The 12,057-nt window shown below is 39.6% G+C and carries 15 protein-coding genes; 3 read left to right on the top strand and 12 right to left on the bottom strand.

Going from position 1 to position 12,057, the window contains the following annotated elements; translation table 11 throughout:
• The 4 genes from D1013_RS10345 to D1013_RS10330 form a co-directional block, all read right to left on the bottom strand.
• Positions 1-465, bottom strand: coding sequence for a (2Fe-2S)-binding protein (locus D1013_RS10345; protein WP_121848759.1), 465 nt, complete (start codon positions 463-465; stop codon positions 1-3).
• Between the two features lie 35 nt (positions 466-500).
• Positions 501-950 carry an SRPBCC family protein gene (locus D1013_RS10340; RefSeq protein ID WP_121848758.1) on the bottom strand — a complete coding sequence of 150 codons (450 nt, stop codon included), beginning with the start codon at positions 948-950 and terminating at the stop codon, positions 501-503.
• 119 nt (positions 951-1,069) lie between these two features.
• Positions 1,070-2,245 (bottom strand): vWA domain-containing protein, encoded by a 1,176-nt coding sequence (locus D1013_RS10335; protein ID WP_121848757.1) that lies wholly within the window; start codon positions 2,243-2,245, stop codon positions 1,070-1,072.
• 15 nt (positions 2,246-2,260) lie between these two features.
• Positions 2,261-3,154 carry an AAA family ATPase gene (locus tag D1013_RS10330; RefSeq protein ID WP_121848756.1) on the bottom strand — a complete coding sequence of 298 codons (894 nt, stop codon included), beginning with the start codon at positions 3,152-3,154 and terminating at the stop codon, positions 2,261-2,263.
• Positions 3,155-3,360: 206 nt separating this feature from the next.
• On the opposite strand from D1013_RS10330, the gene D1013_RS10325 reads away from it, so the two are divergent.
• Complete coding sequence (locus D1013_RS10325; RefSeq protein ID WP_162987879.1) at positions 3,361-3,777, top strand: DUF2141 domain-containing protein; 417 nt, start codon at positions 3,361-3,363, stop codon at positions 3,775-3,777.
• Between the two features lie 57 nt (positions 3,778-3,834).
• Here D1013_RS10325 and D1013_RS10320 read toward each other — a convergent pair whose 3' ends face one another.
• A complete protein-coding gene (locus tag D1013_RS10320; protein ID WP_121848754.1) occupies positions 3,835-4,314 on the bottom strand; it encodes a Dps family protein in 480 nt (159 codons plus the stop codon).
• A gap of 107 nt (positions 4,315-4,421) precedes the next feature.
• On the opposite strand from D1013_RS10320, the gene D1013_RS10315 reads away from it, so the two are divergent.
• Positions 4,422-5,363 (top strand): LysR substrate-binding domain-containing protein, encoded by a 942-nt coding sequence (locus D1013_RS10315; protein WP_121848753.1) that lies wholly within the window; start codon positions 4,422-4,424, stop codon positions 5,361-5,363.
• A gap of 37 nt (positions 5,364-5,400) precedes the next feature.
• Here D1013_RS10315 and D1013_RS10310 read toward each other — a convergent pair whose 3' ends face one another.
• Positions 5,401-5,598, bottom strand: coding sequence for a hypothetical protein (locus D1013_RS10310; protein ID WP_121848752.1), 198 nt, complete (start codon positions 5,596-5,598; stop codon positions 5,401-5,403).
• A gap of 151 nt (positions 5,599-5,749) precedes the next feature.
• Here D1013_RS10310 and D1013_RS10305 point away from each other — a divergent pair, with 151 nt between their 5' ends.
• Complete coding sequence (locus D1013_RS10305; RefSeq protein WP_121848751.1) at positions 5,750-7,018, top strand: D-alanyl-D-alanine carboxypeptidase/D-alanyl-D-alanine-endopeptidase; 1,269 nt, start codon at positions 5,750-5,752, stop codon at positions 7,016-7,018.
• A gap of 8 nt (positions 7,019-7,026) precedes the next feature.
• On the opposite strand, the gene nudK is transcribed toward D1013_RS10305, so the two are convergent.
• The 6 genes from nudK to D1013_RS10275 all read right to left on the bottom strand — a co-directional run bounded on the left by nudK (position 7,027) and on the right by D1013_RS10275 (position 12,040).
• Positions 7,027-7,614, bottom strand: coding sequence for a GDP-mannose pyrophosphatase NudK (nudK, locus tag D1013_RS10300; RefSeq protein ID WP_121848750.1), 588 nt, complete (start codon positions 7,612-7,614; stop codon positions 7,027-7,029).
• Positions 7,615-7,622: 8 nt separating this feature from the next.
• Positions 7,623-8,216, bottom strand: a complete 594-nt coding sequence (locus D1013_RS10295) for a gluconate 2-dehydrogenase subunit 3 family protein (protein WP_121848749.1) — start codon at positions 8,214-8,216, stop codon at positions 7,623-7,625.
• Positions 8,217-8,218: 2 nt separating this feature from the next.
• Positions 8,219-9,919, bottom strand: coding sequence for a GMC oxidoreductase (locus tag D1013_RS10290; protein ID WP_121848748.1), 1,701 nt, complete (start codon positions 9,917-9,919; stop codon positions 8,219-8,221).
• A 91-nt stretch (positions 9,920-10,010) separates the two neighbouring features.
• On the bottom strand, positions 10,011-10,430 hold the full coding sequence (locus D1013_RS10285; RefSeq protein WP_121848747.1) for a response regulator: 420 nt from the start codon (positions 10,428-10,430) through the stop codon (positions 10,011-10,013).
• A 282-nt stretch (positions 10,431-10,712) separates the two neighbouring features.
• On the bottom strand, positions 10,713-11,510 hold the full coding sequence (locus D1013_RS10280) for a TIGR00266 family protein (RefSeq protein ID WP_121848746.1): 798 nt from the start codon (positions 11,508-11,510) through the stop codon (positions 10,713-10,715).
• Between the two features lie 68 nt (positions 11,511-11,578).
• Complete coding sequence (locus D1013_RS10275; protein WP_121850683.1) at positions 11,579-12,040, bottom strand: DUF4442 domain-containing protein; 462 nt, start codon at positions 12,038-12,040, stop codon at positions 11,579-11,581.
• Between the last annotated feature and the right edge of the window lie 17 nt (positions 12,041-12,057).

The following is a 12,057-nucleotide window of genomic DNA, read 5'->3' as shown; positions in this document are numbered from 1 at the left end:
CTAATCATTTATTGTTTCAGCAGCCAATTGAATAGACTTGACTATATTATGATACCCAGTGCAGCGACAAAAATTTCCTTTAAGCCCGTGTCTGATATCTTCTTCTGAAGGATTCGGATAGTTTTTGAGAATATCGGCGGCCACCATCACCATACCCGGTGTACAAAAACCACATTGCAAACCATGTTTCTCTTTAAAGGCCGCCTGAATCGGATGCATTTCTCCATTTTGGGCCATACCTTCAATCGTAGTTATTTCGCTACCGTCGGCTTGAACGGCCAAAACGGTGCATGATTTCACGGCATTTCCATCCATTGTTATGGTGCAAGCCCCACACCCACTGGTATCACAGCCAATGTGCGTGCCTGTTAAATCTAAATTCTCTCTAAGATATTGGGCCAAACTTAGTCTCGGTTCTATGTCATGGGTAAACTGTTTACCATTGACAGTGATGGTTACGTTCATATGCTAGTGTTTTAAATTGTAGAAATATTTAGAAATTAGGCGCTGCGCTTATCTATTTCTTCTTCCATTGATTTGAAGAACTGCTTAGAAAGCGTACTTACCACCCCGCTCATAATACGCTGCCCCATACTGGCCAAGGTACCGCTCATCTTAGCCTCACCCGTATACGTAACATCTGTACCACCTTCATCTGAAGAAGCCAAATTCATAACAATCTCGGCCACTACATTGCCCATCTTACTTTTCTGATCGATGACCAATGTGCAACCCTCTTCTTCTGTTTTATCTTTTATGGAAAGTTTACCTGTGAAATTACCCTTGACAGGCCCTACCCTAACTTCGGAAACTGCCTCATATTGGTCTTGAGATAGCTCTTTTAACTCTTTAATGCCCGGGGTAACCCTCTCTAAGATTTCGGGGTCCATAACCATATCCCAAACAACTGACCTTGAAGCCGGAAGTTTGTAATTACCTTTAATTTTCATATAGCTCGCTTGAGATATTGAATATAAAAAATCAAATTGAATATTCTAAACCAAAAGGGCTAATTTTTACTAAATATTTAGTTTAATTAAAGTTTAAATGACAAATTGTTAATACAAACTCAAAATTGACCTGCAATTTTCTTTCTTCTTTTCCCTATTAAAAGAAGAACCTTTTTTAAGCTTTCTAGGTTGTGGGCCGGAGCCAATTCATCGATATATGGAAGCGCCGACTTCATACCTAATACCTCAGGGGAAAAGTTTTTGTTACCAGCAAGTGGATTGAGCCAAATGACCTTTCTTGAGCTCTTAAAAATATGGTGCATGGCTTTTTGTATGTTAGTCGGTTTTCCAGTGTCCCAACCGTCACTTAATATCAAAACAATGGTTTTTTTATCTAGATATCGATATCGATAGGAGTAATTTTCTACAAAATCTTCTAGGCATTCACCAATTGTTGTACCACCAGACCATTGGGGAACCCTATCGGAGATACTTTGGAATGCATTTTCAAAATCATGGCCGTTCAAAATATCTGAAACCCGATGAAGAGCTGTACTGAAAACAAAGGTTTCTATTTTATCATACGAATTTTGAAAGGCATAAATTAAATGAATAAAAAAACGGCTGAAAAGGTCCATCGACTTACTCACATCGCATAACAGCAGCAATTTTAGCTTTTTATGCTTTGGCTCAGAATAAAGTAATTGCTGAATATCTCCCCCTTTTCTCAAACTTTGGCGAATGGTTCTTTTTAAATCAATTTTACTTCTGTGTTTGGTAAGCTTTTTTAGTCTGCTTTTTTTTCGCATGGCTTTTAAGGCCATTTTTTTTAGTAGCCGCATTATCAGGCGTACTTCATCATCACTTAAATCAGTAAACTCCTTTTTTGCAAGTACTTCTACTCCACTAAAGGATGCTGTCTCTTTGATTTCCTTTTCTTTACTCAGGTTCAGCCAACTTTTGAGCGCATCAAAACGTTCTTGTTCTTGCCTGGCCCTATTTTTAACTGGTGTTTTTCTTGTTTTTACTTTAGAATCTGAAGCCTGCTTCAGCTGGTGTTTAAACTCTAAATAGTTTTCTTTAAAATGGATGTACTGCTGTTTATTCTTGGCCAAAACAGTTTGTAGCGCCAAAATAAATTTTGCCTCTTCGTTAAAGTTATAGCCACCAAGGGCCAAAATGGCATCAACCTGCTCGACCGGGCCTATGACATAGCCTTTCTTACGAAGGAATTGACAAAGCAGTACGATATACGCAGATATTTCAGTTTGATGTTCCAGATAAGAGCCTTGCATGGTCGATCATTATTATTAGCCTATTCTCGATACCACGCCGGTTTTATCTAAAAGTTCGGAGAGGGCATCTTGTGTGTGCCTCATATCTTGCCAATCTTTGAGTACTACCCCAAGTGTAGATTCTACTACTTCTTTGTTTAGGTGTTTTAAGTGCATACCGGCCAAGGCTTTTGCCCAATCTAGGGTTTCGGAAATGCCAGGAGTCTTTTCTAGCCTCAATTGCCTAAGCTCTTTCATGAACGTACAAATCTCTTGCCCCAATCGCTCATCGGCCTCCGGAACCTTCGCTTTAACAATGGCCAATTCCTTCTCAAATTCAGGATAATCTATCCAAAGATAGAGGCAGCGCCTGCGCAATGCTTCCGACAATTCCCGGGTTCTATTTCCTGTTAGTATAATCTGTGGTTTTTGAACTGCCTTGATACTGCCGATTTCAGGTATGGTCACTTGCCAGTCGGATAGCACTTCCAAAAGAAAACTTTCAAATTCTTCATCGGCTCTATCAATTTCATCAACTAATAAAACTGGTTGTGTTTTCTGGGTTATTGCTTGTAAAACGGGTCTTTTGAGCAAAAATCGGTCGGAGAAAATCGTTGATTCGGCAGTAGTAATATCCACCTTATTATTCTCCTGCATTTTTAGATATAACAGTTGATGCTGGTAATTCCACTCATAAAGGGCATGCGTACTGTCTAAACCCTCATAGCATTGCAGTCTAATCAAATTGGTGTCGAGTGCCTTTGCCATTACTTTGGCAATTTCAGTTTTACCCACCCCGGCAGGACCTTCAACCAGTAAAGGTTTTTCAAGTTGCATAGCCAAGTAAACCGACATAGCAATCGATTTATCACCTATATACCCTTGAGAGGTGAGCATTTGTTCTATTTCAAGCAGGCGTCGGTTTTCCATGAAATTTGTTTTTACTACCAAGGTAAAGTTACGTATTATCGATTAAGCCTTAGAAGTAAACAGAGAAGGTTACAAATCTTCGTAAGATGTAAACAAACACAAAGTTTTATCAATTCATCATGAAATATGAACAATTCGGTAAAATCTATTTCAAATTACGCAGGTGTAGGGCCAATTTTACAACATCTAAAAACAAAACCATGAACATGAAAACTTTTACAACCATTTTAGCGTTGGCCAGTGTGCTGCTGATCAACGCGCAGTCTGAGAAAACCGCAAACATTAAAATAACGATTGAAAATGTTCTTTCTGAGGAAGGCTCGGTCATTGCATCTTTACATAATGAAGATACTTTTCTAAAATCACCAGGGGTAAAAACAGCTAAAGAACCGGCTAAGAAAGGTGAAGTGACCCTTCTCTTTGAAAATGTTTCACCAGGCACCTATGCAATCCTGGCCATTCACGATTCAAACAGCAATAATTCCATCGATTTTGATGCTTCTGGAATGCCCTTGGAAAGTTATGGACAGACGGGAGATATTAATCCGTTCGGGCCTCCCATCTTTGCCGATGCGAAGTTTGAAGTAAATGGTGAAGATCAAGAATTTAGAATTCGATTCTAAAAATAACGGGCCCCATGGAAATTTCCATGGGGCCCGTTATTCAATTTTCATTAGTCTCTAGATTTCTTCTGCCAACCAAGCCTTCATCATCCAAACCGTTTTTTCTTGTTCAGTGATAAAATCACTCATCATGGCGTTGGTACCCTCATCACCTGATTCATCAGAAGCATCTAATATTCGACGCTCAATAATGAGTAGTTCTTTCAAAGAATCTACAATCAACCTGATTGAATCTTCATCATTACTGACGTTCTTACCTACCGGTACTTTTGAGGTCTTGATATAATCTTCGAACGTATGAAGAGGTACGCCACCGAGGGTCAAAATTCTTTCGGCAACTTCATCAACTTTTTCATTGGCATCATCATATAGTTCCTCAAATTTTGGATGCAATTCAAAGAAACGCTTGCCTTTTATATTCCAGTGTATTCCACGAAGATTCTGATAATAACGTTGAAAATTAGCGAGTAATTGATTCAAATCATCACTAATCGATTTTGAATCTTTTTCGCTTAATCCTATACTATTGAGTTTCATAAATGTGTTGATTTTAGTTTTCGATTATAAAATTATAAAATATAAATCCGCTTAACGATAAATTTTATTGATAGTTTTTATACATTTATCGTCATAATTTATTAGCAATGACAATAACGCAATTACAATACGTTCTGGCGGTCGCAGAACATCAAAATTTTACCTTGGCCGCACAAAAGAGCTTCGTTACCCAACCTACTTTGAGCATGCAAGTTCAAAAACTGGAAGATGAGCTCGATGTGTTAATATTCGATCGTAGTAAGAAACCTATTACCATCACCGAAGTCGGTAAAAAAATTGTCGAACAGGCCAAGAATATCGTAAACGAAGCTCATAGAATTCAAGATATTGTAGACCAAGAAAAGGGCTTTATAGGAGGTGATTATACGTTGGGCATCATACCTACAGTTATGCCGACCCTACTACCCATGTTTTTGAAAACCTTTATTAAAAGATACCCCAAGGTCAACCTAATTATTAAGGAACAAAGCACCGAAAGCCTGATAAGAAATATTCAAGACGGGCATATCGACGCGGGTATTGCCGCTACACCTCTTGAAATCGAATTCATTAAAGAACGCCCCTTGTACTATGAGCCGTTTGTGGGTTATGTACCTAAGAACCATAGGCTCAATGGCCAAGACAAACTGAAACCGGAAGATTTAGATATAAATGACGTGCTCTTACTTCAAGACGGACACTGTTTTCGTGATGGCGTTATCAATCTATGCCAAGCCCCTCGAAATTTTCAGGAAGAACATTTTAGGTTGCAAAGCGGAAGTTTTGAAACCTTGGTGAACTTAGCTGATGAAGACCTTGGCATGACCTTATTGCCGTATTTAAATACTTTAGAACTGGATGAACAAAAAAGAAGTAAACTAAAGTTTTTCGAAAATCCTTCACCGGCCCGCGAGGTAAGTCTGATCTATCATAAAAGTGAGCTAAAGATTCAGATTACCGAGGCGCTCAGAGATGTGATACTCGGCATTGTTAGGGGTGCCATTGCTTTTCAAGATGTAAAAATCGTGAGTCCTGTGAACAAGAAATAGATTCAACAAAAAATCCCTCCGTTGCGGAGGGATTTTTTTATGCCTTTAAATAAATTAAACTTTGTTGAAGTTCTGGTTTGTCAGTTATAAACTGCTGCAACCAGAGTTTAAGTTCTTCGATTTCTTCGGGGAGTAATCTGGTAACTGCTTTTTTCAATTCTTTTAAAAACAGCCTTGAATCGAAACTAACTTTTTTCAGTACAGTTTTAGTGTACTCAAGCATAGCTTTAGCCATATGTGAAAAATCTTTAGTTAATTGTTTCTTGTGAAGCACAGCTTCAAGCTAAAGTTAAACATTAAAGCCCTTTTTATATTGCTAGTTCGTTGTTAAAAGTTCGCCAAATTCTTGTTAAAAGCCCTATTTTTGGGCTATTAGAGCTTTTTATATGAAATCATTCCTACCCGCATTACTATTGGCACTGTTGTTATTAAGTTGCGCCACGAAGTCTAAAATTGTCAGTAGAACAACAGAGAATATCTTGAATTCTAAATTCTACGAATCACAATTTACCGGCTTTGTATTATTTGATCCGGAAACAAAAGACACCCTTTACAATCAAAACGGATCGAAATACTTCACCCCGGCCAGTAACACTAAAATTTTTACGCTTTACACTTCCCTGAAGATGTTGCCCGATAGTTTGCCATCATTATTCTATCATCAAGCATCGGATACAACCTATGTTCAAGGAACTGGCGACCCGACTTTTCTACATCCTTATTTTGATGATTTAAAAGCGCTTGAATTCCTCAGGAAGCAAAACAATGTCAAACTATATCTGGGCAATCTTATCGATGAGAGACTTGGCCCTGGTTGGTCATGGGGAGATTATCAGTACTATTATCAACCTGAAAGAAGCGCAATGCCTCTTTATGGCAATGTAACTACACTTCAAAACATTCAAGAACCGAAGGTGCTACCTGCCGTGTTTGTTGATAGTGTGGTACGGGTAAACGCTGCCGATAATAGAAAGGCTGAAGAAAACATCTTCTTTTTTGACGGTAACCGAAAAGACACTTTAGAAGTACCTTTTAGAACAGGGCCCCAACTAACCAAATCTATTCTGGAATCAGAACTTAACAGAGCAATTGAACTGACCGATAAAAAGACATCTCCATCTTTAAAAACTTTTTATGGTATAGAATCAGATACTGTTTATCGCAGAATGATGCATAACAGTGATAATTTTATAGCTGAGCAATTACTGATTTTAGCTTCATCAACCTTGTCTGACACACTCGACAGCCAAAGAGCGAGAGATTTCATGTTAGAAAATTTTCTTTGGGATCTAAAACAAGAACCGCGATGGGTAGATGGTTCCGGATTATCAAGATACAATCTCATTACCCCAGAATCACTAATTCAAGTATTACACAAATTGTATACAGAGCTACCGAGGGATAGGTTACTGAGCTTCTTTCCTACTGGTGGAAAGTCAGGAACTTTAAAAAATTGGTATCCCGGTATTGACAAGCCTTATATCTATGCTAAGACCGGAAGCTTAAGCAACAACCATTGTCTTAGCGGATTTTTGATTACCAAATCAGGTAAAACTTTAATTTTCAGCTTTATGAACAATCACTTTCGGGAATCTTCTTCTGAGGTCAAAAAGAGAATGCAGCTTATATTGGAAAAAGTAAGGGACACTTATTAAGAAGGATGTTACTGACCTAATAATTGGTGAATCTTAGCGTACTGTAAAAGCATGATGGATTTAGCATCTCGAATTTCACCACTTGCTATCATGCCCATGGCCGATTCAAAATCAAGTTCTAAAACTTCTATGTTCTCCGTTTCATCTTCGGCTCCACCGCCCTCGTTCACTCTCATCTTTTCTTTATACTCTCCAACGAAAAAATAAAGTATTTCAGTGACCGATCCAGGAGACATATAGCTTTCAAAAACTTTTCTGACCCGGTCTATTTGATAACCGGTTTCTTCCTCTACCTCTTTTTTGATACACTCCTCAGGGTTCAAGCCATCTAAAAGACCTGCGCAAACCTCAACCATCATACCATCTTCGTTACCATTCACGTAAGTTGGCATTCTAAATTGCTTGGTCAGAACAATGGTGCCCTTCTTTTTGTTATAAAGCAAGATGGCGGCACCATTACCGCGGTCATAGGCTTCACGCTGTTGAGTCTCCCAAGAACCATCATCTTTCTGGTATTCGTATGTATACTTATTTAAAATGTACCAATTATCGGATAGTACCTTTTTTTCAATGTTCTTAATTCGATTGTTTTTCATGCAATTGGCTAGAGACTCCACTTATTTCCAACCTCAGAAAGAGGTTTACAAGATTCGTACCCACCAGGAATTGGGTCATAGCTCAAGATTTTCTCCCCTACCTCTTCCGAAGTGGTGTAGGCCCATATGGCCATCGACTTCATTGAACGATAGAAACCGATGGGTTCTTGATCTCCCACCGTAGTTCCCCAAACACCTGGGCTAAATTTTCCTGAAGTCTTTTCTTGCTCCTCCAAAACCTTTTTCTTGTCAGTTTCGTTCAGCTCATAAAAATTGGCTCCAAAGTCATTTTGACACTTCTTGTTAAATTCTGCGATTTGATTTCTTAGGTTTTCTTGTCCCTTTTCGTCATAGGTGTTCGCAACCACTTTATCGATAAAAATATCTGACTTGACATCTAAACCTCCAGGAGTTTCCGTTCTAGGAAGTACCATATCTATAATAGATGCTATTGTTAGAGCCTCTTTTTTAGAAAAGAATTCAGGGTTCCAGTCCAATCGCTTTTCATCTTTACAAGATTGTAATAGCGAAAATAACGAAGGTGCGATAACCGTAGCACCGGCCAACAGTCCGGTTCGCTTAAGGGCTTTTCTCCTATCCATAATTAAATATTTCGTTTTTTTAATTCTGATACGGCATGGTCTGCTGCCCTGGCAGTCAATGCCATGTAAGTCAAAGAAGGGTTGACGCATGAAGATGAAGTCATACAGGCCCCATCGGTTACAAAAACGTTTTTTGCCCCGTGTACTTGATTGAATTCATTCAATACCGCTGTTTTAGAATCTTTACCCATTCTGGCCGTACCCATCTCATGCACACCGTACCCTGGCGGATGTTCATTATCGAACCCAAGCACATCTTTCAGACCTGCCTTTTCGAGCATTTCTACCGCATCTTCTTGAATCTGTTTATTCAATGCTTTTTCATTTTCTTTAAACTCTGCATCGATGGACAGGGTGGGTTGGCCCCACTTATCAAGAACTTCTTTATTTAAGGAAATTTTGTTGTCATGATACGGTAGGCATTCGGCAAAACCGGTAATGAAAAATTCCCAAGGCCCTGGTTTTAACATATTGTCTTTAAAATCGGCACCGAACGACTCGGTATTAGCGGCATTACCGCCTCGATAGCCGCCACCTTGAAAACCAAAGCCCCTAACAAATTTATCCGATTTGGTTTGTTCGTCAACATTCCAGTAGCGTGGTATATAAATACCGTTAGGCCTTCTGCCCTTATAGTACTTGTCATCGAACCCATTAACCTTGCCCATAGCACCGACACGGTAGGTATGATCCATCAAATTATGCCCAAGCTCGCCACTATCGTTACCTAAACCATTTTCAAATCTGTTTGAAACAGAATTCATCAGTATTTGTGTAGTACTCAATGTTGAAGCGTTCACAAATATAATTTTGGCCGAGTACTCAATATCTTCGTTGGTTTCGGCATCGATAATTCTTACCCCCGTCGCTTTGCCCTTTTTATCATCATAAATTACGGATTGCACTATCGAATACGGTCTAATCGTCAGATTACCGGTGGCATTTGCCGGTGGCAATGTAACCGCATTACTGCTGAAGTAAGCACCATAAGGGCACCCTCTACTACATCTATTTCTGTATTGGCACTGCCCCCTACCATTATGGGGTTGCGTCAAGTGGGCCACCCGCCCTATAATCATATGCCTTCCCGGAAAATCTTTTTCTATTCTACCCTTCACATGCTTCTCAACACAGTTAAGTTCCATTGGGGGCAAAAAATGGCTGTCGGGCAATTGTGGAAGCCCTAGAGACTCACCACTAATACCGGCAAACTTTTCTACGTAAGAGTACCAAGGTTCTATGTCTTTATAGCGAATGGGCCAATCAATACCATGACCGTCTTTGGCATTGGCCTCAAAATCAAGATCGCTCCAGCGATAGGTTTGTTTTCCCCAAAGTAATGATTTGCCTCCCATTTGATGACCCCTAAGCCATAAAAAGGGCTTCACCTCAGTGTAGGGATTGGCTTCATCGTCTGCCCAGAAATGCTCGGTATCTTGACCGACCCAACCAGAGCGAATGTTTTTGTAATGCTTTTTCTTCTGTTCAGGGGTAAGTCCACCACGGTAATCCATATCCCATGGGTCTAAATGCATGGTAGGATAATCCACTACGTGTTCCACAATGTTACCCCTTTCGAGCACCAAAGTCTTTAGTCCTTTTTCACAAAGTTCTTTGGCAGCCCAACCGCCACTGATACCTGATCCTATGACAATGGCATCATAGGTCATGTCTTTTTTAGCGTCAATATTATAATTCGCCATAAAATCGTTAATTCATCTTTTCCGAAGATAAGAATTATTCAACCAGACGGCAAGCCATCGTCATTTTCTCAAAAATAGAGGGGTTAACTTTCTATAGATAATTGGCATTGAACACTTCTTCCAACAAACTTTTAGAAAGAGGTTTATCAAAATGACCTTTGACAGATGGATGCCCTTTAGCCTTCTTACGATCTCTGGAATTTGTAAAAGCAGAAAGAATATAGATGTCAGTACCGGGATTTCCCTGCGTCATTTTCTCGAAATTCGAAAGAAAAGTCCACCCATCCATGCCGGGCATAATCAAATCAAGAAGAATGATATCAGGTCTTTCCTCCTCATTATCCAAGGTATCGGAGAAAATTTTCAGAGCTGTCTCAGCGCTATCGAAATCAACCACCTTGCAGTTACTGTTCCACTGTTCTATTCCGTAACGGGTAGCAAAAATGGATACAAAATCATCATCTATTACCCATACGACCAATTGTGTGTTCGTTACCGAGTTAGATTCCATGAATTAAATTTGAAAGGGCATTAGGGGCACAAAACTGAAGTTTACGGCGTAAATATAATTAAAAGTAGGCATGCCAACACAATCTTTCTGAGCTTATTACGGCCTTCTAAAGGTTTATCAATTGAATTTATCTTTTGAAAAAGGCATGTACTTTCCACTCCTATTCTTAAAAATGTATTACCATTCCAGTCTTCTAGATCCTTCAAAATCGTGGAAGTTCAAGCCAATTAATCAAAGGGAATCCAGTAATAGCAATTGAATTTACGGAAGGGAAAAATTTGTTTAAAAACGATTATCACCGCCCACGATATCTCCCAAGGTGCCTAAAATACTACCTTCTCCCTTGTCTTTTCCCCCTCTAGGAACCGAGGCCAAAACACGGCCAGCCAAACGGCTGAATGGCAATGATTGTATATATACGGTACCTGGCCCACGAAGCGTTGCGAAAAACAAGCCTTCGCCCCCAAAAACCGTATTTTTGATTCCACCAATGAACTCGATATCGTAATCGACATCTTTTGAAAAGCCTACGATGCAGCCGGTATCTACTCGAAGCACCTCTCCGGGTGCCAATATTTTTTTGGCCAAAGTACCTCCTGCATGTACAAATGCCAGGCCATCACCTTCAAGCTTTTGCATAATGAAACCTTCACCACCGAAAAGGCCCCGCCCGAGTTTTCTAGAGAATTCTATACCTACTGAAACACCTTTGGCCGCACACAGAAAGGCATCTTTCTGGCAAATAAATTTACCCTGCTTTTCTGAAAGGTCTATTGGAACAATTTTACCGGGATATGGAGAGGCAAAACTAACTTGTTTTTTTCCTTGGCCTACATTTAAAAACGCGGTCATAAACAAGCTCTCGCCCGTTAATATGCGCTTTCCCGCAGAAAATATCTTGCCCAACACCCCTGAATCTTGGTTCGAGCCATCTCCAAAAATGGTATCCATTTTAATATCGGAGTCCATCATCATAAAGCTTCCGGCTTCGGCAACCACCGCCTCTTGAGGGTCTAGCTCAATTTCTACGTATTGCATCTCTTCGCCGTAAATCTGATAGTCTATTTCGTGTGCATTCATTTTTTTGATTGATTTATTGTGATGTCTATTGGTTGTCTATACCAATAGTTTTGTTACAAAAACTCTAATTATTTTGAACTTTTCACTTTCACCGTCCACTCAAAGTTAAAAGTAGAAACCACGACTCCCTGTTCGTTAACACCTACAGATTTCATCCAAAAGGTTTGCCCCTCGGCCGTGGCGACAGTTTTATCAATGGCCTCTTTGATAAGATGCCCATCATTACATGTAAACGTAATTTTACCGGTGGCCTTTTTTGAAAAATTAGCATTGTTATTGGCGACCAGCATACTAATTTTCTTTTTGCTTTTTCTGATTTCGTTAATGACCATAGCACCTGTACTTAACTCAGCGGCCATACCTTGAACGGCCCAAAACATACTCTTAAATGGGTTCTGATTGCGCCAAGAATGCTTAACAGTTACCACGCAGGTATCCCCATTTAATGATTTTACCCGAACACCCGTCCACCAAGCGGCAGGTAATTTGAAAAAAGTGAATTGATTGAACTTTTGTGCGGTAACGCCCATATCCATTAAGGTTTTAC

This window comes from Euzebyella marina (assembly GCF_003687485.1).
Classification (GTDB): domain Bacteria; phylum Bacteroidota; class Bacteroidia; order Flavobacteriales; family Flavobacteriaceae; genus Euzebyella; species Euzebyella marina.
This window is presented reverse-complemented; position numbering and strand designations above follow the sequence as displayed.

Coding starts and splice junctions, on each gene's coding strand:
- D1013_RS10345 (WP_121848759.1), bottom strand. CDS start 465: ATGAACGTAACCATCACTGTCAATGGTAAACAGTTTACCCATGACATA.
- D1013_RS10340 (WP_121848758.1), bottom strand. CDS start 950: ATGAAAATTAAAGGTAATTACAAACTTCCGGCTTCAAGGTCAGTTGTT.
- D1013_RS10335 (WP_121848757.1), bottom strand. CDS start 2,245: ATGCAAGGCTCTTATCTGGAACATCAAACTGAAATATCTGCGTATATC.
- D1013_RS10330 (WP_121848756.1), bottom strand. CDS start 3,154: ATGGAAAACCGACGCCTGCTTGAAATAGAACAAATGCTCACCTCTCAA.
- D1013_RS10325 (WP_162987879.1), top strand. CDS start 3,361: ATGAAAACTTTTACAACCATTTTAGCGTTGGCCAGTGTGCTGCTGATC.
- D1013_RS10320 (WP_121848754.1), bottom strand. CDS start 4,314: ATGAAACTCAATAGTATAGGATTAAGCGAAAAAGATTCAAAATCGATT.
- D1013_RS10315 (WP_121848753.1), top strand. CDS start 4,422: ATGACAATAACGCAATTACAATACGTTCTGGCGGTCGCAGAACATCAA.
- D1013_RS10310 (WP_121848752.1), bottom strand. CDS start 5,598: ATGGCTAAAGCTATGCTTGAGTACACTAAAACTGTACTGAAAAAAGTT.
- D1013_RS10305 (WP_121848751.1), top strand. CDS start 5,750: ATGAAATCATTCCTACCCGCATTACTATTGGCACTGTTGTTATTAAGT.
- nudK (WP_121848750.1), bottom strand. CDS start 7,614: ATGAAAAACAATCGAATTAAGAACATTGAAAAAAAGGTACTATCCGAT.
- D1013_RS10295 (WP_121848749.1), bottom strand. CDS start 8,216: ATGGATAGGAGAAAAGCCCTTAAGCGAACCGGACTGTTGGCCGGTGCT.
- D1013_RS10290 (WP_121848748.1), bottom strand. CDS start 9,919: ATGGCGAATTATAATATTGACGCTAAAAAAGACATGACCTATGATGCC.
- D1013_RS10285 (WP_121848747.1), bottom strand. CDS start 10,430: ATGGAATCTAACTCGGTAACGAACACACAATTGGTCGTATGGGTAATA.
- D1013_RS10280 (WP_121848746.1), bottom strand. CDS start 11,510: ATGAATGCACACGAAATAGACTATCAGATTTACGGCGAAGAGATGCAA.
- D1013_RS10275 (WP_121850683.1), bottom strand. CDS start 12,040: ATGGGCGTTACCGCACAAAAGTTCAATCAATTCACTTTTTTCAAATTA.